The organism is Pseudoalteromonas sp. XI10, assembly GCF_001469895.1.
Classification (GTDB): domain Bacteria; phylum Pseudomonadota; class Gammaproteobacteria; order Enterobacterales; family Alteromonadaceae; genus Pseudoalteromonas.
In genome coordinates this window covers 269616-290935 of sequence record NZ_LOPY01000052.1, presented here as the reverse complement: position 1 = coordinate 290935, position 21320 = coordinate 269616, and the positions used below count along the sequence as shown (strand labels likewise).

20 protein-coding genes are annotated in these 21320 nt (G+C 42.1%); 6 read left to right on the top strand and 14 right to left on the bottom strand.

Annotation, left to right across the window (positions count from 1 at the left end; genetic code table 11):
* Positions 1-125: 125 nt before the first annotated feature.
* The 3 genes from AUR67_RS17085 to AUR67_RS17075 are packed head-to-tail and all read right to left on the bottom strand — an operon-like array spanning position 126 to position 1328.
* Positions 126-743, bottom strand: a complete 618-nt coding sequence (locus AUR67_RS17085) for a LysE family translocator (RefSeq protein ID WP_058586167.1) — start codon at positions 741-743, stop codon at positions 126-128.
* Entirely contained in the window at positions 743-922 is a 180-nt protein-coding gene (locus AUR67_RS17080; protein WP_054554414.1) for a DUF4177 domain-containing protein, read from the bottom strand. The genes AUR67_RS17085 and AUR67_RS17080 overlap by 1 nt, the downstream gene beginning before the upstream one ends.
* A 1-nt stretch (position 923) precedes the next feature.
* Entirely contained in the window at positions 924-1328 is a 405-nt protein-coding gene (locus tag AUR67_RS17075) for a DUF3224 domain-containing protein (RefSeq protein ID WP_058586166.1), read from the bottom strand.
* A 77-nt stretch (positions 1329-1405) separates the two neighbouring features.
* Here AUR67_RS17075 and AUR67_RS17070 point away from each other — a divergent pair, with 77 nt between their 5' ends.
* Positions 1406-3178 (top strand): ABC transporter transmembrane domain-containing protein, encoded by a 1773-nt coding sequence (locus AUR67_RS17070; protein WP_058586165.1) that lies wholly within the window; start codon positions 1406-1408, stop codon positions 3176-3178.
* A gap of 61 nt (positions 3179-3239) precedes the next feature.
* Here the strand turns inward: AUR67_RS17070 and AUR67_RS17065 are convergent, their stop codons facing one another.
* Both AUR67_RS17065 and AUR67_RS17060 read right to left on the bottom strand, forming a co-directional pair.
* Complete coding sequence (locus AUR67_RS17065) at positions 3240-3872, bottom strand: OmpA family protein (protein ID WP_054562840.1); 633 nt, start codon at positions 3870-3872, stop codon at positions 3240-3242.
* Between the two features lie 80 nt (positions 3873-3952).
* Positions 3953-4822, bottom strand: coding sequence for a substrate-binding periplasmic protein (locus AUR67_RS17060; protein WP_082665664.1), 870 nt, complete (start codon positions 4820-4822; stop codon positions 3953-3955).
* 33 nt (positions 4823-4855) lie between these two features.
* On the opposite strand from AUR67_RS17060, the gene chrA reads away from it, so the two are divergent.
* Positions 4856-5992: a chromate efflux transporter gene (chrA, locus tag AUR67_RS17055; protein ID WP_058586163.1), complete on the top strand. Its 1137-nt coding sequence runs from the start codon at positions 4856-4858 to the stop codon at positions 5990-5992.
* On the opposite strand, the gene AUR67_RS17050 is transcribed toward chrA, so the two are convergent.
* Genes AUR67_RS17050 through speA form a run of 4 tightly spaced genes read right to left on the bottom strand, consistent with a single transcriptional unit; the run spans position 5989 to position 10968 of the window.
* A complete protein-coding gene (locus AUR67_RS17050; RefSeq protein ID WP_058586162.1) occupies positions 5989-7239 on the bottom strand; it encodes a mechanosensitive ion channel family protein in 1251 nt (416 codons plus the stop codon). The two genes, chrA and AUR67_RS17050, sit on opposite strands and share 4 nt — an antisense overlap.
* Positions 7236-8159 (bottom strand): acetyltransferase, encoded by a 924-nt coding sequence (locus tag AUR67_RS17045; protein WP_058586161.1) that lies wholly within the window; start codon positions 8157-8159, stop codon positions 7236-7238. The genes AUR67_RS17050 and AUR67_RS17045 overlap by 4 nt, the downstream gene beginning before the upstream one ends.
* Before the next feature lie 28 nt (positions 8160-8187).
* Positions 8188-9066, bottom strand: a complete 879-nt coding sequence (locus AUR67_RS17040; protein ID WP_058586160.1) for an acyltransferase — start codon at positions 9064-9066, stop codon at positions 8188-8190.
* A 21-nt stretch (positions 9067-9087) separates the two neighbouring features.
* Positions 9088-10968: a biosynthetic arginine decarboxylase gene (gene speA, locus AUR67_RS17035; RefSeq protein ID WP_058586197.1), complete on the bottom strand. Its 1881-nt coding sequence runs from the start codon at positions 10966-10968 to the stop codon at positions 9088-9090.
* A 198-nt stretch (positions 10969-11166) separates the two neighbouring features.
* Between speA and speE the strand changes: the two genes are divergently transcribed.
* Positions 11167-12030 carry a polyamine aminopropyltransferase gene (gene speE / locus AUR67_RS17030; protein ID WP_058586159.1) on the top strand — a complete coding sequence of 288 codons (864 nt, stop codon included), beginning with the start codon at positions 11167-11169 and terminating at the stop codon, positions 12028-12030.
* A 55-nt stretch (positions 12031-12085) separates the two neighbouring features.
* On the opposite strand, the gene AUR67_RS17025 is transcribed toward speE, so the two are convergent.
* The 3 genes from AUR67_RS17025 to AUR67_RS17015 all read right to left on the bottom strand — a co-directional run bounded on the left by AUR67_RS17025 (position 12086) and on the right by AUR67_RS17015 (position 15595).
* Entirely contained in the window at positions 12086-13687 is a 1602-nt protein-coding gene (locus AUR67_RS17025) for a methyl-accepting chemotaxis protein (protein WP_058586158.1), read from the bottom strand.
* A 74-nt stretch (positions 13688-13761) separates the two neighbouring features.
* Positions 13762-14985, bottom strand: coding sequence for a hypothetical protein (locus AUR67_RS17020; protein WP_414858342.1), 1224 nt, complete (start codon positions 14983-14985; stop codon positions 13762-13764).
* A complete protein-coding gene (locus tag AUR67_RS17015; RefSeq protein ID WP_058586156.1) occupies positions 14978-15595 on the bottom strand; it encodes a methylamine utilization protein in 618 nt (205 codons plus the stop codon). Before AUR67_RS17015 ends, AUR67_RS17020 begins: the two co-directional genes overlap by 8 nt.
* A 160-nt stretch (positions 15596-15755) precedes the next feature.
* Between AUR67_RS17015 and AUR67_RS17010 the strand changes: the two genes are divergently transcribed.
* Complete coding sequence (locus AUR67_RS17010; RefSeq protein WP_058586155.1) at positions 15756-17798, top strand: glycoside hydrolase family 97 protein; 2043 nt, start codon at positions 15756-15758, stop codon at positions 17796-17798.
* A 157-nt stretch (positions 17799-17955) separates the two neighbouring features.
* Positions 17956-18537: a hypothetical protein gene (locus AUR67_RS17005; RefSeq protein WP_058586154.1), complete on the top strand. Its 582-nt coding sequence runs from the start codon at positions 17956-17958 to the stop codon at positions 18535-18537.
* 107 nt (positions 18538-18644) lie between these two features.
* On the opposite strand, the gene envZ is transcribed toward AUR67_RS17005, so the two are convergent.
* Both envZ and ompR read right to left on the bottom strand, forming a co-directional pair.
* Positions 18645-19940 carry a two-component system sensor histidine kinase EnvZ gene (envZ, locus tag AUR67_RS17000; protein WP_054562852.1) on the bottom strand — a complete coding sequence of 432 codons (1296 nt, stop codon included), beginning with the start codon at positions 19938-19940 and terminating at the stop codon, positions 18645-18647.
* A 5-nt stretch (positions 19941-19945) separates the two neighbouring features.
* Entirely contained in the window at positions 19946-20665 is a 720-nt protein-coding gene (ompR, locus tag AUR67_RS16995; protein ID WP_054554428.1) for a two-component system response regulator OmpR, read from the bottom strand.
* Positions 20666-20831: 166 nt separating this feature from the next.
* On the opposite strand from ompR, the gene greB reads away from it, so the two are divergent.
* Positions 20832-21314, top strand: a complete 483-nt coding sequence (gene greB, locus AUR67_RS16990) for a transcription elongation factor GreB (protein ID WP_054562853.1) — start codon at positions 20832-20834, stop codon at positions 21312-21314.
* Positions 21315-21320 lie beyond the last annotated feature (6 nt).

The following is a 21320-nucleotide window of genomic DNA, read 5'->3' as shown; positions in this document are numbered from 1 at the left end:
CAACCAATAAAGTGTAACCAAAAGGTAAATATTGTGTGATGAATACGTATGCAATAGGAGCTTGCTGGGGAGAGCAGCGATCACAACCCTTTTTTATTAGTGATGTAATCGCAATATAGAGGGATTTATAGGGTAATAACAACGCGAACAGCTAAGGCAATAAAGATCACCCCTAGCAATTTTTCGAGCCATGGATTTGTCTTGGTGAAACCAAAACGCTTTTTTGATATTTCGGTTAACAGTGCAACAAGTAGGTACCAGCCTGTATCAAGCACAAATACCGTTAAACACATGATTAAACCAACTTGCAAAGTCAGGTTCTCAGGGTCAATAAATTGCGAAAACAACGCTAAAAAGAACACCGCAAGTTTTGGGTTTAAAAAGGCAATGGCAAAGCCGTCTTGCAGCGCGCTGCGAGGGCTCGGCTTAGTTTGCTCAACATTCAGTGCTTGCGAGCTAGGTTTAGCTAACAGAATACGAATACCCAAATATGCGAGATAGGCTGCACCGCCATAGACCAGCACTTGATAAAGCGTTGGTAACTGAGTCATCAGCGCACCTAAACCTAGTAACGAGGCACACGCATAAAAGCCAACCCCAATACCGTGGCTCAACGCCGCTAACATGCCGTTCTTCATACCACCATGTAAACTGTGTTTTAAAACCACAGCTAAACTCGGCCCCGGCGACATTGCCCCCATCACGCAAATTAAAACTAAACTCAACCACTCAGTTAGTGTCATTATTCGTTATTCTCAATTAGTAATAAAACAGATGTTATCTGACCATAAACCCCAGTGGCAGTGGTGATGGTTTTCACTTGCCAGCCAGCTTGGCCTAATTCGAACACCCGTTGATTTAATGCATCAATATCGATGCCGCCGAAAAAGCGCTTCTTTTTAAACTCAACTACTTTTTGCATGTTAGTCCATCAGTTGGTATTCAAAGTCATAATGATGAATACCCGATTCAATTCGAATTGCCATTTTACCAGAAAGACCTTCAAGCTCTCCTGCGCCAGAGTCAGGCACCACTTCTAAAATCAATCGGTCAGCCCCTTTATCCATAGTGCCAAAATGTTGTAGTACAAAACTGCCTTGCTTACCCTCTAAGCTACCGACGACCTGTTCAATCGCTACATAACCTGCACTGCCCTGAGTTGCAGTCATGGCACTGAGCATTTCGCCTTGGCTTGTAGCCTCTAATGGACCTGAAAACTGTTTATCAATCGACATGCGTCCCAAATTTACGCCATCTTGCCCTGTGGCATAGCCGCCAATTGGGTTTAACTTTACGGTGAATTGACCACTGATCGTTGTAGATTCCATACTAATCCCTTAATAACTGTTGATTTTTAGAGCATTGATAACCATATCTATACCCTATTCACCAACAAGAATCTAGCATGTCTAACAATAAAGAAAAGGCCGCATTTAGTAGCCTGTTACCGATTTTAGCTTTTATAAAACCCTATAAATGGATGGTGTTTGCAGCCCTAGGCGCCTTGCTGCTTACGGCCGGTGTTAACTTGTCACTCGGACAAGGCGTTAAATTTGTTATCGACCATGGCTTTATTGCGGGCTCACAAGCTCAGCTTCAACAAGCGGTGATGGTATTGATTGGTTTAATAAGCTTATTGGCTGTAGGTACTTTTTGTCGCTTTTATTTAATGTCGTGGATTGGTGAGCGAGTCAGTAACGATATCCGTAAAGCCGTGTTTGATCGCATCGTTACATTACACCCCAGCTACTTTGAAGAAAACCGCAGCGGCGAGCTGATGTCGCGACTAACCACCGACACCACCTTGTTGCAATCTATCATTGGCTCCTCTTTTTCGATGGCATTACGCAGTAGCTTAATGCTGATTGGTGGCTTGGCTATGCTACTTATCACCAACCTAAAGCTAACTCTTGTGGTTGTTGCCTGCGTGCCCGTAGTACTACTGCCGATGATGATTTTTGGCCGAAAAGTGAGAAAGCTGGCTAGCTCAAGCCAAGATGCCATTGCCGATATCAGCACCTATGCTGGTGAGATCATTCAAAATATTAAAGTAGTGCAAAGTTATAGTCACGAAGAACGTGAAAAAGCCGCATTTAGCGAAGAAACCAACAAGGCGTTTCAAGTAGCGAAGAGCCGTATCAAACAGCGCTCGTTTTTGATTGCAGCAGTTATATTTCTGACCTTTAGTGCCATTAGCGTGATGCTGTGGGTCGGTGGCAGCGACGTATTAGCTGGCACCATGACTGGTGGTGAGCTCGGTGCTTTTGTGTTCTATGCGATTATGGTGGCGATGTCTGTAGCAACCGTTGCCGAAGTGTACGGTGAGTTGCAAAGAGCAGCAGGTGCAGCTGCACGATTGTTAGAGCTGCTCGCCGTTAAAAGCATGATCAAAAGCCCAGATACAAATCATGATGCACAACTTGAGGAAAACAAGCTTAATCACCCTGCTATTCAGTTTAATGATGTTTCTTTTCATTACCCTTCAAGGCCAGATAAAGCCGCTTTAAATGCGCTTAATTTACAAGTAAAACAAGGGCAAACTGTTGCAATCGTTGGCCCATCAGGCGCTGGTAAGACAACATTGTTTGAGTTACTACAGCGCTTTTATGACCCAAGCTCTGGGAGTATTTCGCTGGCAGGAATAGACATAAAAGCACTCTCTCTTGATTGCTTACGCCAGCAAATGGGCATGGTGGCACAAAACCCAATTTTATTTAGCTCTGATGTAATGCATAACATTCGCTATGGCAACCCAAGCGCCAGCGACGAGCAAGTATATGCTGCGGCTAAATATGCCCATGCCGATGAGTTTATTAAGCAACTACCAGATGGTTATCACAGCTTTTTAGGTGAGCAAGGTGTTAGGCTCTCAGGTGGGCAAAAACAACGCATAGTACTAGCGCGTGCAATATTAAAAGACCCTGCCATTTTATTGCTTGATGAAGCAACCAGTGCACTCGACGCACAAAGTGAGTTTCATGTACAAGCTGCCCTTGAGCATCTAATGAAAGACAGAACAACACTGATTATTGCCCATCGTTTAGCAACAGTTAAACACGCCGATGTAATTGTCGTGATGGATAAAGGGGAAATTATTGCAACGGGTACGCATCAGCAATTGTTTGAAACTAACCCATTGTATAAACAATTGTGCGAATTACAGTTTAATCGAGATTAAGAAGGGAAATGTCAGGTTTGAAAGGGCATATCAAACCTGACCACAAATCTAGATATAAAATCTAACCTTGTGTATTCGGTACGATCTGAATTTCTACGCGGCGGTTTAAAGCTCGGCCATTTGCTGAGTCATTGCTCGCTACAGGGCGTGTTTCACCATAGCCTCGAGTGCTGATACGCGCAGACATAATCTGATGATTAACTAAGTAATCTTTTACGCTTTGCGCACGTTGTTGAGATAACGTCATATTGTAGCTATCTTTACCTGTGCTGTCGGTATGACCTTCAACGCTTAAGTAGGTTTTTTCGTATTTATTCATTACCTTAGCAATCGCATCTAGGGTGCTATGAAAGCCAGACGAAATATAAGATTGGTCAGTTGCAAAAGTAATATTTGATGGCATCACTAGACGAATATTGTCGCCTTCACGAACCACTTCAACACCTGAACCTGCAAGCTCATCGCGAAATGCTTCTTCTTGCTTATCCATATAATCGCCAACGGCAGCACCCGCTAATGCACCAATAGCCGCACCAATGAAGATACGTTTATCGTCATGGTCACCCGTTGCTTTACCTAGTACTGCACCTGTAGCAGCACCAATCGCAGCGCCTTTACCTGTATTCGTTGTCTCACAACCTGTTAATAGAACGGCTAATACGCCCACTGTTAAAACTGATTTTGTAAAAGTCATGTGTCTCTCCATGGCAATTATTCAAATTGAATTGTTAACAATTATGAATGAACGTCTATGAACAAACTATGAAGAATGGGTTACTTATCGATTGCTACAGCAGTAACCGGAGGTAAGTTATAACTTTTGACCAATTCTGTTAAACGGCCATTGAGGACTAACGTATTGAGGCGGTCTTGAATTTTTTCGGCTAAACCCGAGCTTGCAAACTGTTTACTTAGGGCAATGTGACCATAAATAACATCTTTATAGCGATAAGGCATTTTTACAATTTCTTGTGAAGGCCGCTGCAAAAATACTGAGGCGTGGTCAGCTGTTTCCTCAACAGCAATTACCAGTTCAACACGGTCTTTTAGTAACATGTCAAACGCATTATGTTCGCTTAAGGCTTCAACTTTAGTGAGTGTTTTATCGTTATCAAAACGAGGAAAATGCGCAGCACCTCGCATTACCGCAATGCGCTTCCCGACTAGGTCTTGGTAGTTATTTATTTTAAGTTCGCTATCAGCTTTTGCATAAAACACGAAAGAAGATGACAGCATCATATACGGCGGGGTAAGAAACTGTATTTTTTGCTCGCGCGCTTCTGTGCGAATAAGCCCGCCCATCACATCTAGCTCATTCTGCTCGAGCATTTTTAAACAACGAGAAAACGGGCAAGCGACATATTCAAGCTTGATTGGTAAGGTACGCTGAATTTCACGCATAATATCCACTATTGCGCCACTGACTCTACCATCTTCAGAGACCATGCCATAAGGAGGCGCATGATCAACAGCCACCACAACTTTCTCAAAAGAGGTTGCAAGTGCAAAGCTGCTGCAAAGTAATAACAATAAACTGGTAATATAGCGTTTCATAGTGATACTCATAACTACGTTCACTCGTTCTCTATATTGTAGACGGCCTTGTGTCATAAAAACCACAAAAATGTCATACAATTTTGTCATAATAGAAACAATCACCCTGTAACGGTAAAAGTAATGTTATTTATCATCTTTAAACAATTCTTTTTATTAGGCTGTATGAGCTTTGGCGGTCCTGCGGCACACCTTGGTTATTTTAAGCGCCACTTTGTTGATAATTTAAAATGGCTCACTGCTGAGCGCTATGCGCAATTGATTAGCCTAAGCCAAGCATTACCAGGCCCTGGTTCAAGCCAAGTTAGCTTTGCAATGGGGGTTGAAAAAGGGGGCATATTAGGCGGCCTATGTGCTTTTATTGGTTTTACCCTGCCCTCATTTTTGATTATGTTTTTTTTGGCTCTTAGCGCTCACCAGTTTGGTGATATTTACTTTGCGGTCATTGCCGGGCTTAAACTCTTCGCTGTGGTGATTGTTGCCGATGCGACCTACAGTATGGCAATGAGCTTTTGCAAAAACCACTTACACAAGCTTATCGCGGTATTGAGCACGATTGCACTGATTGTTTTCTCACAGTTATCAAGTCAAATTATAGTGCTGATTGCAGCTGCAGCCATAGGTTGGTTTTATCCTCAGCTTAAACTGCCAGAGAACCAAGAACATGAACCTGTGAAAATTGCTTGGTTACCGCTTTGTTTATTTACCGTCTTGTTACTAATTAGCTTTTTGCCTTTAGGCGAAGGGTTTTCTTTGTTTGCCCCATTTTACCAAACTGGTGCTATGGTCTTTGGTGGCGGCCACGTTGTGTTACCCATTTTACAAGCTGGCGTGCCGAGCCTTGAAACCGAGCAGTTTTTATCTGCTTATGCCAGTGCTCAGGCCATACCTGGACCGATGTTCACTATCGCCACATACTTAGGCGCACAAGTGTCGCCGAATACACCACTTATAGGTGCGATTGTTGCGACCATCATGATTTTCTTACCGGGCTTTTTATTGATGTTAGCCTTTATGAAAAGCTGGCTACAGCTGGCTGATAAGCCTCGCTTTGCGGGCAGTATTGCAGCGTTAAATGCCGCTGTAGTGGGCTTTTTAGCTGCCGCCCTTTATTCACCTATTTGGCAATCGGCAGTGCAAAATTTGTGGCAAGTAGCTTTAGTCATTGCAGCATTTACGTGGCTAAGAATGGCAAAGCCACCTATTTGGTGGCTATTGTTAGGCTTTATTGCACTGAGCGTGCTAGTTAGTCAGTTTTAAGTTTTTTCGCGCACAGGGTTAGCAACCTTGATACTTGGTTTTAGCCCTGTTTGAGCTTCGCTTGTACTTAACTGCCCAGTAACACTTTGATATGGTCTGAGTCCAAAGATTGGTAGCACAGCAAGTAAATGATCCATAATCTCTGCTTGCAAGTGCTCGTATGAAATCCAGCGCTTATCTTCACTAAAGCAGTAAAACTCAATAGGTAAGCCATGATTCATCGGTTGTAGCTCACGCACCATTAAGGTCAAATCACGATTAATTTTTTCGTGTTGTTTTAAGTAACCTTCAGCATAACGACGAAACAAACCAAGGTTTGTCACCGGATCGGGCAAGCTTGAAACGCGAATATAGTCGTTAAGTGGAATAGCAGCATCAATTTGCTCTCGAAACGCATCATCAACCAAACGAATACTGTTCATATCAATGTTTAAAGCACGCTTGATACGACGACCACCCGACTCTTGCATGCCACGCCAGTTTTTAAATGACCCAGCAACCAGCATATAAGTCGGAATGGTTGTGATAGTGTTATCCCAGTTACGTACTTTTACCGTATTTAAGCCAAGGTCGATAACCTCGCCATCCGCGCCATAGCTATCCACTTGGATCCAATCACCATAGGTCACTAATCGATTAGCTGCAATTTGAATACTGGCGACAAATCCCAAAATGGTATCTTTAAATACGAGTAAGGTCACCGCCGCTATCGCACCAAAGCCAGAGAGAATATAAGTTGGTGACTTCTCTAGCAAAATGCTCACAATGAGAATGGCGCAAACCATAAAAGTGATAAGTTTTACAACTTGGATCAAACCCTGAATCGGAATATCGCGGGCAAAATCAAGTTGGTTATAAATGCCACCAGCAATGCTCACCACACTACTTAAAATGAAGCCACCATAAATGATCAATGCAACTTGGCCTACGGTTTTAAGTACCAACGCAGCGACATCATGAACTGGGTAAACATAATCAAAGGTTGCCAAATACAGTACACAGCACAATATACCCGCAAAACGACGATTCAGTTTATTGAGCATTGGAGTAAGCGCACCTATGCGCTCTGGAGACAGACGTGTAACAACCTTTTGAATACCCGGCAGCAGCAGTCGACGGGTAAACATATAAATTAATAGTAATGAGCCAACGCCAATCGCTGTAGCCGTTAATGCACTTAACAGCGCCGCGTCTGGCATTGATTCAAACCAAGGCATCACCAGCTCTTGCAGGTGAGTTTGCTTCATGGCGCTTCAACCTCTTTATTGATATTGGCAAGGTACTCAGCTTGTTGGGCTTGATGATAAGTTAGTAGCTGAGCGTCTTTTTGCAACCATAACTCATTAATATGTTGTTGAAAAGCCGTTCTAAATGCGCGGTCATGCTGGTAATCACCAATCATCTCTGCGCTAATTGCTTGTACGTGCATTTCAACTTTGATCACATTAAGGCGGCCACGCATCAGATTACGGCAAATATGGTCGCCCTCGCCTTGGTAAATAATCGAGGTATTTAATAATGCATCAAACTGTTCGCCTAACACCTCAAGGGCAAATGCAATACCGCCCGCTTTAGGTTTTAAAAGATAAGTAAACGGACTATTTTGTTTTTTGTGTTTTTGGCACGTAAAGCGCGTACCTTCAACAAAGTTGATAATGGTTGTCGGGTGATTACGAAAGTCGCGGCAACTGCGCTTAGTGCGCTCAACATCGAGACCTTTCAGCTTAGGATTTTTTGCCAGCTGTGCTTTGCTAACACGTTTCATGAAAGGCATACCCATGGCCCACGCGCCGGTGCCAATGAATGGCACATACTTCAGCTCATCTTTTAAAAAGAACTTTGGCGCGGGTAAAACATCAATCGCACTTAGAACAACAATGTCTAGCCAACTCATATGATTAGAGATAAGTAAGTACCAACCATCTGTACTGACTTTGCCTTTAATATCAACATCTATTGTGGGGCAACCTAACCACAAAGCTAAGCGGTTACCTTTACACCAACCGCGATAAGCCACATGAAGAATGTCGCTAACCACTTTAAATGGCAGTATTAATTTAAGCACACCAAACAGCAGCACAATCGTGCCCCAAATGATTACATTAGCAAACAAGACAATGCTAACTAGAACGCCTGTTAACCAATTTGGTAAAAATTTCTTTAACATAAGTGTGCTCTCGACTGCGTTAGCAATACTACTGCGTTTTTGCTTCTAACTCGGCTAGCTGCTGGTTTTTTTCATTCCAAATGCGGTTTAATTCAGCTTGAAAGTTAACTCTAAACTCAGCATCACCAGTGTAATCACCGATTAAATTAGGGCTTACTTCCATCACTTCTACTCGCACTTCGACTTCTTTTACACGTCCACTGGCAAAATCCACAAAACTAGGAATACCACCAGGGTAATGAATAGTGACATTAACCACTTTGGAAATTTGCTCACCCATTGCTTGCATAACAAACGCAACACCACCCGCTTTTGGCTTTAATAAGTGTTCAAAAGGACTATTTTGACGCGAGTGCTTTTGCGGTGTAAAACGCGTACCTTCAACAAAGTTAACGATACTTACTGGCATTTCTTTGAATTTTTCACAAGCTTTGCGCGTGGTTTCTAAGTCTTTACCACGCAATTTAGGGTTTTTCTTTAACTGGGCTTTACTCGTGCGAGTCATAAATGGGAAATCCAATGCCCACCAAGCAAGACCTAAAAAAGGAACGTAGATTAGCTCTTTTTTCAAGAAAAAGTTTAAAAACGGTATGCGGCGATTAAACACGCGTTGCATTACAACGATATCTACCCAGCTTTGATGATTTGCGATCACCAAGTACCAGTCTTTCGCTTTTAGTTGCTCAAGACCTATCACGTTTAGCTTATATGAAGCAAATATGTTTTGGTTGATGCTGTTGCAACTCACCCACATAGTGGCGCATTGCTTAGCTATCCAACTCATTGCTTTTTGTAGAGGCTTAATTGGGATCAGTTTAATCACGCCACAAATAAAGATGGGCACAAACCAAAAAAGTGTATTGAGGGTGTAAAATATAAAACTGAACACACAACGGATCATGGACATTACTACTTATTCCTTTAATGCTTAATCTTCAAAATACGTATAGCCAGCAAGGCCTGCATTTAGTTCTGACAAATATTGTGCCTTAAATTGCTCATCAATTGCCAGTGAGTTAACCCGTTTTGCAAAGTTTTCAGCAAGAATGTCGCTATCATAATCAACAAACTTTAATACGTCCTTAACGCTGTCACCTTTAATTGCGTTAGTCAGCTGATAACCCGCTTCAGTAAGCTCAACATGCACTGAATCTGTGTCGCCGAACAGGTTATGTAAATCACCTAAAATTTCTTGATACGCGCCCACTAAGAACATGGCAATGTGGTATTGCTGACCTTGCTTGTACTCAGGAATAGGTAAACTACTCTCAATACCTGTACCTTCAACATAGTTACGAATTTGTCCATCAGAGTCACAGGTAATGTCTTGAATAATAGCGCGTTGCGTTAATGGCTGATGAAGGTTTTCAACAGGCATCACAGGGAATAACTGCTGAATACCCCAAACATCTGGCAGTGATTGGAATAATGAGAAATTAACGAATAGCTTATCGGCCAGCTTTTCGTTTAGATCGTCTAACACTTCACGGTGGGCACGGGCATTCTCGCTGAGGGATGCACGAACGCGGTGTAAAATAGTAAAATAAAGCTGCTCTAGCTTCGCCCACTCAAGCATGGTGAGCAAGCCATGCACATATTGGTCATGGGCTTCACTGAATAGGTGCATTGCATCATGATAAATTTCTAATGCCATGCGCGGCGTTAAACGCTGTAAGCACTGCCACATTTCATCGAGCACTAATACGCTGCCTACATCTGGTGCAGTTGGATTCGCATGGTTAGGTGCACGCTCAACATCAATAACATCTGTAATTAATACTGCGTGGTGCGCTGTTAACGCACGGCCTGATTCAGTAATAATGGCTGGGTGCTTAAGATCATGTTGTTGGCACACTTCAGCAAATGCATTCACTACATTACGTGCATATTCATCAACACTGTAGTTCATTGAACATGAACTACGTGAACCAGAGCCTTCGTAATCAACACCTAAGCCACCACCAACATCAACTGTATTAAGTGGTACGCCTAACTGTGTTAACTCTGCAAAATGGCGAGCACATTCTCGCAGTGCTCGATGAATATCACGGATATTGGCAATTTGAGAGCCTATATGGAAATGCACAAGTTGCATTAAATGAAGTTTATTACGTGACTTAAGTAGCTCAACCGCAGAAAGTACTTGGCCTGCAGTTAAACCAAATTTGCCTTTTTCACCACCGGTGTTTTGCCATTTACCTTTGCCTACCGAGTTTAAGCGAATGCGAATACCGATTGATGGCTCAAGACCTAAGTCATCAATTTCAGCCAACAAGGTGGTTAGTTCAGAGAGTTTTTCAACAACAATATGAACCTTATGACCCATACCTTGACCGATACAGGCCAAGCGCAAAAATTCACTGTCTTTGTAGCCATTACAAACAATGGTAATTGGCTCTTGTGCTACACCTAAAATCGCCATAAGCTCAGGTTTTGAGCCTGCTTCAAGGCCCACTAAACCGCTTGGATGAGCAAGTAATTTACTGACCACAGAGCGCTGCTGATTAACCTTGATTGGGTAAACACAGGTATAACTACCTTGGTATTCACGGGCATTACAGGCTTTGGTAAAAGCACTCGTTAGTGTATCAACACGATTTTGTAGAATGTCGGTAAAGCGTACCAGTACAGGTAAAGTAAGACCTTGCTTTTTGAATTGCTCTGTTAGTTCAGATAAAGACACCGCAGCTTTAGTTTGATCGCCATCAGGGTAAGCCACCAGCTCACCTTGTGCGTTAATGTCAAAGTAACCGTCACTCCAGTGAGCAACATTGTATGTATCGCGTGCTTTGTCTAAACCCCAAGTCATGGCAATGTCTTCTGTAATTTCAATAGATATAAACGCACATTTTAATACGCTAGGGCTGACCACGCTAACAAAAATTGCGCTATATGCCAAAGTGATAAAAAATATTCGCTATACTGATTAAAATTTGATTGAGCAATTGGTCAAGCACTGGCAAAATTGCCCCCCTTTTTTACCATTAACCAAAAGTGTATAAGCAAGATGGCTAATTTAGATCAAAACAACTGGTTCACTGAAATTAGTGACCGTGATGGTAGTGCCTTTTCATTACGCATTACTAAAAAGCTTGATGAACAGCAATCGCCATTTCAAAAAGTAGAAATGTACGAAACAACTGACTTCGGTAATCTGATGATTATTGACGGTTGTACTATGGTAAGTAGCCGTGAAAACTTTTTCTATCACGAGATGATCAGCCATCCGGCATTGCTTGCACATCCAAATCCAAAAAATGTTGTGATCATTGGTGGTGGTGACTGCGGTACTTTACGCGAAGTTTTAAAACACCCAAGTGTTGAAAGCGTAACGCAAATTGATATCGACGAAGTCGTGACGCAAATGTCACTTAAGTACTTCCCTGAGTTGTGTGAATCAAACCAAGATCCTCGTGCAACAGTGATGTTTGACGACGGCATAAAGTACATGCGTGAAGCCGCGCCAGAATCAATCGATGTGGTTATTGTTGATGGTACAGATCCAGTTGGCCCGGGCGAAGGTTTATTCAACCACGCTTTCTATACTAGCTGTTTAACTGCACTTCGCCCTGGTGGCATCTTAATTCAGCAAAGTGAATCACCACTAATGCATATGCCACTATTAGTAGAAATGCGTGATGCAATGACAGAAGTGGGTTTTGTTGACCTACAAACGTTGCCTTTCCCACAGCCAATTTACCCAAGTGGCTTATGGTCAGTAACCCTTGCTCGTAAATCAGAAGCATTCGCAGGGTTTCGTGAAAATGATGCAAATACACTTGCGCAAAGCACAGAATACTACAATGCAGGTATTCACTACGGCGCATTAGCGACACCAAATTATATGAAGCGTGCTTTTGAGAAAAAGTAAGCGTTTTAGCTAGATGTAAAAAAGGGCTCATTGAGCCCTTTTTTGTTGGCTTTAACTAGACTTTAAATCGATTCACTAATTGATTTAGCTCATTAGTTAGTTGGTTCATGCGATTAGCTACTTCTTGTGTTGAACTTGCTAAGCCGCCCCCTTGTTGGGTTTGGTCATTTAAGTCTGATAAATTTTGGCTAATTTCATCTGCCACAGCGGTTTGCTCTTCAGTCGCTTGCGCTGTCTGCATCGCCATATCATTTACCTTAACTGATGACTCTTGCATTGAGTTGAGCACATCATTGGTTTGTGTGAATGACTCAACTGCTTCATCTGCATAACGCTTACCACTGTTAATAGCTTGCAGTGACTGCTCAACGCTTGATGCAAACTGCTCAACCATAGTTTGAATGTCATTAGTACTCTCTTGCGTGCGAGTTGCAAGGGTGCGAACCTCATCAGCAACCACCGCAAAACCTCGCCCTTGCTCTCCGGCACGGGCCGCTTCAATTGCCGCATTCAGTGCAAGTAAGTTAGTTTGATCAGCAATAGCACGAATAACTTCAAGCACTTTGGCAATGTTGTCTGAGTTTTGTTGCAACTCAGTTGAACGCTGGCTAGCATGCTCCATATTGTCTGACAGGGCATTAATTTTACGGCTTGAATTATCAACCGCAGCTAACCCTTGTTTAGCTAGCTGCTGTGAATTATCAGCTTCATGAGATGAGTTTTGCGCCACATTCGCTACTTCGCGACTTGCTACACTCATTTCGTGGACAGCACTGACTATCGACTCAGAAGCTTGACTAAGCTTTTGGTTAACTTGATGGTTTTGATTAGCAAAGTTATCTAAATCGTTACCTAGATTATGTAGCTCTTTCGCTTGCTCTAAAATATCTTTGATTAACTGCTGCAGATTATCTAAAAAACGATTAAATGCGGTTGCTAACTCGGCAAATTCATCTTGCGTTTTAACATTGATACGACCTGTTAAATCACCATCTCCAGAGGCTATCTCGTTAATCCGCTCTGTGACAAAGTTAATTTGTTTTGTAAGCTGTCGCGGCACAAAATAACTAAACCAACCAGCAACAGCTAAAACCACTGCAATCATCACCATAAGCATCACTTTAAAGCCCATTACTTTATCCATCAGCTTTTCTGTTTCTGCTTGAGAGGTTTTGTCTGCCGCTTCTCCGGCTTTATCTAAAATATCACGTAGTGCCGAAAAACTTTGCTCAGACGCTTGTTTTTGTGAAGCATTTGCTGGGTTATTAATATGAGCTGTTGATGCTGCATACCAAGCGTCAAATGCGCTATCAAAATTACGAAACTGACCAGTCACCTCAGAGTATGGCGACATATAAGATAAATATTGCTTGAAACGGTCTTTAACCTGCTCGGCATTTTCTTGATGATCAGTAAGTTGGCCTTTATCCCCTTTCATTTGGGTAACCAGGTGCAGCTCTGCTACTTTGGCTTGGTATAAATCTCGGTCAGCATTAACAACAACAGAAACCGCATTTAAGAAACGTTCAGACTGTGCATCAATCGCTTCTTTTTGAAGGTTAATTAGATAGGTATAGCCGGCAATTAAAATGACGATAGCAATGCCAAGTAGCACAATAGGCAAAGAACTTTTGACGCGAATGCTTTGTAACTTCATACATTATCCTAATTCAAATTCTAATCAGCACGTTCATTAGAATGTTAGTAGAAAAACTAAAAAAGTGTATGAAATTAAAAGTGCCAACTCGCTGAAAGTTGCAATTGCTGCTGCGAGTTATGCTCATTAAATCCCATACCGGGTCTATTTTGAGCGTCACTGCTCAGCACTGAATATTCAGCACCTACTTGCCACTTGGTCGACAGTTGATAACGCCAACTTGCGGTTAAAGCTTCTCCACGACTTTGGTTAGGATCGAATTGCCAATCATCATGATCGCTAACCTTAAAATAATCATACCTAATTGTGAGACGATGCTGGTCCAACTTGTGACTTAATAGAACAAAATGACTATAAAAATCATTGTCTACCCCACGATTTGTACCCATCGCTGTTTTACCATCAAGGATCTGTACAATAATGCGGGTTTGCTTATTAAACTTATACAACCATGCCGCGCTTAAAAAACGTGTATCCCACGCATATTGACCAGTACGGGTATTCAACGCACCTGGATCGCCATTGTTGTCATAATAATAAACACGTAATTGCGATTTTTTTTGATAATCCCAATGTGCACCGACGTAATAACCAAAGCGCCCATCGACTTCTTCGAAAGGCTCCACATACTCAGCTTGCTTATCTAACTGCGTCCACTCAAAAGAATGTGGAATAGCAAAGTCGATTTGTTCATTGAACGTGGTTTGCCTGTCATGCATAGCGAACCCTCGCCATGACAAGAGTGTTCCCGCTGGATCGTTACCTTTAAAAACCGCAGCAAAGCCTTCAAAACTATGGTTACTTCTAAATTTTCTACCTGGACGCTTGATGTTTGCCTCTAAACCAAAGGCCCGTACCTCTTCGCCAATCCAAGAATTAATTGCAGAGTTAGTGTAGTTATAAGGTGACATCCAGCCACTTTGTGGGTTTTCAAGTGACATTTTTGGATAAAAGCCACCCGCTTTAACAGCCCATTTGTAACGACTTGCAGTGAGCGGTTGATATTGTAAATAAGCCTGAGTAAAACCGATTGTTAGTTCAGGATCAGGATGGGCGTTAACCACTGTATGCGCAGACCAATCACTCGTTAACTCAAAACGACTACTCAGCATAGCTTGGGATATCACAACACCATCATGCTCTTGGTCATAACGGTATAAGCCAATTCCTTTGCGCTGATAGCTCGCCAGTTGGTCACCACGCACAGCCGTTACGGTTACCTGCCCATCATGCACGGCAAATGCCACTGCAGGGAAGCCAAAAACACCAGCCAACAGCAAGGCTTGCCATTTATTCATAATCATCAAACTCGTCACTGCTTAATTCTAGTTTTGGTAATAAGGCTTGTTTTAGCTGGTAGCTCAATAGCTTTGTATTGTTAGTCATATCGATGGTTTCTGGTGTGCTGATATCATTAAAGCGGTCATGCCAAACAGCCAAAGTAAACTTACCTTCTGGTAAGCGTAACTCAACCATACCTTGTTCATCTGTTTGCCCATAAATCCCCCCATCTACAACAACAATGTAACCCAGCATCCAGTCATGAATGTTACAGCCAAGCTCAACAACCCCTGATTGTGCAAAGTTAATCGGTTTTTCTGGTTTATCGTGGTAAAGCTTTAACTCAAATTGCTTTGTTTTAGAAAATGAATAAACGTGGTGCATGATTGAATCAAGGTTAGGAAACTCAACATTAGCCCCTTGTGGCACTGCCAACACATGAGGCACAAAGGCACGTTTTTTTTGGCTCATAGTGTAATGACTATCAAGAGCTGAAACTTGTTTTGAACCTTTAAGCCAAACCACGGCATTTTTGACTGGTTGATTCTGCTTATCAACTATCTGTATCTGCTGTGCCAGTAAACTTTGACTGAACAATAGTAGTAGCAACAGGGTTATTCTTGTCATTTTGCTAAACCTTTTTAGGTGCTGGGCTGGATATCGCCGCGTTCACTTTGTTGAATACGTATGCAGATCTCTCGTATTAACCAGCAAGTCACTTTATGCTTTAAGGATGTATGTGAATACATGACAACAATCCATAACCATAAGCCGCCAAGGAACAACAATGCGATTAACTGCCTTAATGTTAGCAGCCTTTTCAGGTACTTGCCTAGCACAAACCACAACCGTCAGTTCACCTGATGGGCAGATCAAAGTAACTATCTCAGATGAGCAACACACACCTAGCTACGAAATCAGCTTTGCAGGTAAACAAGTCATTGCTAACTCATCGTTAGGCCTTGTTTTTAAAAAACAACCAGCAATGAGCGAAGGTTACAAAATTAGCAGCCAAATCAATGATTCGGTAAAAAGCAGTTGGGAGCAACCTTGGGGTGAACGCCAAACGGTAGTTGATAACCATAACGAGATCGCTGTTACCTTTAAAAAGCCACAACCACAAGGTGGTACGTTTACAGTACGTTTTCGTGCTTTTAATGATGGTGTCGGCTTTCGATACGAATTACCTAAACAAGCTGGCTATGATGATGTAGAAATCACTAAAGAGCTTACAGAGTTTGCTATTACAGACTCATCAGATGCAACAGCTTGGTGGATCCCCGCTCGTGGTTGGAACCGTTATGAGTATGTTTATAACACTACCCCACTTCATAAAGCGGCACTTGTGCACACACCATTTACTATAAAAAATAAAGAGGGTGTGCATATCAGTATTCACGAAGCTGCCCTTGTTGATTATGCAGGCATGGTTTTAAATCAACGTCGTGATGGTACTTTCCAAGCCGATTTAACACCTTGGTCAGACGGTGTAGCGGTTAAAAAGCACGGCGCATTTAATACTCCTTGGCGTACAATTCAAATTGGTGATGAAGCCGTTGATTTAATCAACTCAGATATCATCTTAAACCTAAACGAACCAAATAAACTCGGCGATGTATCTTGGGTTAAACCGGGTAAATACGTAGGTATTTGGTGGGGTATGCACATCAATGAAAATACTTGGGGTAGCGGTAAAATTCATGGTGCAACTACTGCAAACACTAAATATTACATGGACTTCGCTGCTAAATATGGCTTCGATGGTGTGTTAGTTGAAGGTTGGAATACTGGCTGGGATGGCGACTGGTTCTATAACGGTGATGTATTTAGTTTCACACAACCTTATGACGACTTTGATATTGAAGAGCTGACACGTTACGGCAAAGAAAAAGGCGTACAATTAATTGGTCACCACGAAACTTCGGGCAACGTGACTAACTACCGTAACCAAATGGAAGATGCATTTGCGTTATACGAAAAATCAAATGTAAGCCAAGTTAAAACAGGTTATGTCGCTGACGGTGGTAACATCAAGCGCATCGATGAAAACGGTATTGTACGCAAAGAGTGGCACGATGGTCAGTTCATGGTTAATGAATACCTACACAACGTAAAACTTGCTGCAAAACATAAAATTAGTATCAACACGCATGAGCCTGTGAAAGATACCGGCCTACGTCGTACATACCCTAACTGGATTGCTCGTGAAGGTGCCCGTGGTCAAGAGTTTAACGCATGGGGTACACCGCCGAACCCACCAGAGCATATTCCAATGCTAGCTTTCACGCGTATGCTTGCAGGCCCAATGGACTTTACGCCAGGTATTTTTGATATGGGCTTTAACGGTTTAGGTGCTGATACCAACCGCCCACAAACGACCCTAGCAAAGCAATTAGCACTATATGTTGTAATGTACAGCCCAATTCAAATGGCGGCAGATTTACCACGTAACTACTTAGCGAAGCCAGATGCATTCCAGTTTATTCAGGATGTACCAACTGATTGGCAACAAAGTATTGCACTACAAGGTGAAGTAGGCGATTACGTTGTATTTGCACGTAAAGAACGCAAGCGTGATCAATACTCAGGTAACGACTGGTATCTAGGTGCTGTTACAGACGAAAAAGCCCGCACTTTAGAAGTGAAGTTAGACTTCTTAGATAAAGGTAAAAAGTTTGAAGCGCAAATCTACCGTGACGGTGACAAAGCTGAATGGGTAAATAACCCTTACGACTTAAAAGTAGAAAAACGCATTGTTACTGCTGATGATAAGCTAACGTTAAAGCTTGCCACCAGCGGCGGCACAGCGATTCGATTTAAAGCGATGTAAGCTGTAAGTTTTAAGCTTCAAGAAAAAAGAGCGCGGCATTTGATGTCGCGCTTTTTTATTGTTTTGAGAAATAGGAGGACTAGTAATGGCTATGGTTACTTGCAAATCACCTTTCTCAAAGGTAAATTTTTTGAATGATTACTCAGGTAAGTAAAGAATGGACCCTTTAGAAAGACTTGCACAGAGAAATACCGCACATAAAACAGCTCGTAAAAAAGAAAAGCGTGAATTACTTTGGCATATTCCGATCACTGTAATCAGTATTTTGACTTATATGTCTATTTACATCTTTTTAGTGACTGACGACATAAATCCGAATGATTTGCCAATAACTGTAAAGCCAGTATGGGTGGTTTCAAATCTACTAACTCTGGGGCTAGGTGCCACGCTCTTTGTAAGCAGTATTGCGTTTTTAGTATTTCTATATTTTTTAACGAAACATATAAAGGTAAATATTTTAAAGCTCAAAGTGGCAACTATAACTGCTATGCTATTTCTGGTTAGTGTATCTTTTTTTGCACTTGGCAATTTTTGTAACAGCTTAATTTATAAAAATAAAATTTTAATTGCCGATTTCATGCATTTTGGCTTTTATGAACCACCAACTCTCATTCAGATGGCTTTAAACTGGCTAACTATCTTAATAGTTATCTTGTTACTTTCTTTAAATTTCATCATTGCTTCAGCACCTTTCAAAGCCAGAAAGCACTTTAAAACTAGTTTTATCGATAACTCATAACTGTGGCAACTTAAATTATAAGTAACTAACTGCTCTATAAATCTCCACCCATAAAAAAGCAACCCACTCGGGCTGCTTGAAACTTATAGCTTAAAGCTAAATACTTTTTAAAAAGGCAAATAGATTTGCGCGCTTAGGCCACCTTCTGGGCGATTAAGTAGTTGTACTCGGCCGCCGTGCATATCGACAATACGTTTTATTATCGCAAGGCCTAAGCCACTGCCTTCGCTACCGCGAGCAGCATCACCTTGTTTAAACGGTTCAAATACAGTTTCAAGTTCGCTTTCAGGGATCCCTGGGCCGTGATCGTTAACCACGACCATGGCAAACTTTTTATTACTGCTCACGCGGGTTTCAACCTCTATATCACCATCTGAATAGCGAATTGCGTTTTCAATCATATTAGTAACAACACGCTTTATTGCTACCATACTCACTGGCACTTCGCTTAAGCTCGGATTCTCTTTAAAGGTAATAGTGCGGTGATGTTTTTGTTCAGCTTCGACAACTTCAGAAACAATCGCGTTTAAGTCTTCTAGCTCAAGTTCTTCACGTTTGTGATGGCGTAAATATTCAATGAATTGGTCAATAATGGCATTCATATCTTCAATATCATGAATGATCCCTTCACGCAGGTAATCTTCATCGTCCGACATCATTTCGGTGGCAAGGCGAATACGTGTAAGCGGCGTGCGCAAGTCATGAGAAACACCAGCCATTAATAACCGACGGTCGTTCTCAAGAGCTGCAATACCTCGCGACATTTGATTAAACGCACGGGTTACTTCAATGACTTCAGTAGAGCCTTGCTCTTCTAGCTTAGTTGAAAAGTCACCTACGCCGACTTTCACAGCAGCTTGTTGCAGTGCTTTTAAAGGTCTATTTAGATGGCGGGCAAACAACCAACCACCGAGCACACTTAAAAAGCCAATACTCGATAAATAAAAGGTTAAGAATTTTAGGTTGTTTTCTTGCAGGCCAGTGAGCGGCACGCGCACCCAATAACCCGGTGCTTGCGGTGCTTCAACCCAATAAACAAGTGGATCGGTTTGGCTTATTCGTACCCGAGCAGAGCCATTGAGCTCTTTCGACATACTGCGCGATAACATTGAGTACTCACGAGTTTCAGCCAACCCTTCACTCATCGCTTGACGCTGAGTCATCACTTCGATGCCGGTGATCTCAAAAAACTTGTCTGAGGCTTCTTTGCTTACCTCAACCCCTTCTTCCCATTCGATAAACACGGTTTTCACCTGTTTAGATAGGATCAGGTTTACTTGTTCTATAGTTGGTTTAACAACATAAAAACTGACCGTGATATAAGAGACAATTTGATTGATTAACAGCAGGGCTGCAACCAAAAATACCGTTTGTCCAAACGCACTACGTGGAAACATGCCCATTACTGTTATTTTTCACCGTCTGGCACAAATACGTAGCCTAAGCCCCATACTGTTTGTATATAACGAGGATTAGCAGCATCCACTTCAATCATACGGCGTAAGCGTGAAACCTGAACATCGATACTGCGCTCAAGCGCACTGTAATCTCGGCCACGAGCTAAGTTCATCAATTTATCGCGACTAAGCGGTTCACGTGGATGAGTCACTAATGCTTTTAATACCGCAAACTCACCACTGGTTAACGACATTGTTTTATCACCATGGCTCATTTCGCGGGTCGCAAGGTTTAGTGTGAAGTCACCAAAGCTAATTTCGTTTTCTTCGGCAGCAGGCGCACCTGGCACTTCTTTAGCACGACGACGTAAAATTGCTTTAATACGCGCTAACAGTTCACGTGGGTTGAATGGTTTAGGAATGTAATCATCAGCACCAAGCTCTAAACCGATTATACGGTCAACCTCATCGCCTTTGGCTGTAAGCATTACAATTGGAATGTCATTTTCTTTTTGACGTAAACGACGGCAAATTGATAACCCATCTTCACCTGGTAACATTAAATCTAATACAATCAAGTGGAAGTTCTCGCGCTCTAATAAGCGATCCATCTGCTCTGAATTTGCTGCTGAGCGAACAATAAAGCCTTGTTCTACAAGGTAACGCTCTAGCAAACTACGTAAGCGCATATCGTCATCAACAACCAATACTTTTGTCGTTTCGTGTCCCATAACTTTCATTCTTTTTGTAATATGTTACTTATTAATATAAATGAAAAAGTTAAGAATAAAAAACGAATTACGCGCTTAGATTGTTACTGAACATTTCAAAATCCCACTCGACAAAGGTAAAAGACTTTTATACCTTGCGGCTGGTTTTCTTTTTAGGCTGAATAAAATGGCAAAGACAAATTTAATAACCCGAGAAGGGTATCAGCAATTACAACAAGAACATGATTACTTATGGCATGAAAAGCGCCCTGAAATTACCAAAATTGTTACTTGGGCAGCAAGCTTAGGCGACCGTTCTGAAAACGCCGATTATCAATTTAATAAGCGTGTTTTACGACAGATAGATCGCCGTGTACGCTATCTTCGTAAACGCATGCCAGATCTTAAAATTGTTGACTACAACCCACAGCAAGCGGGAAAAGTGTTTTTTGGTGCTTGGGTCGAAATTGAGAATGAGCAAGGCGAAACAAAGCGCTTTCGTATTGTCGGCCCCGACGAAATTTACGAGCGCAAAGATTACATTTCGATTGATGCACCTATGGCTCGAGCGCTACTTGGCAAACAGGTAGATGATGATTTTTCGGTGAACACGCCTGAAGGCGCAAAAGAATGGTATATCAACGAGATAACTTATCCGGATGCGAAATAACTTTTG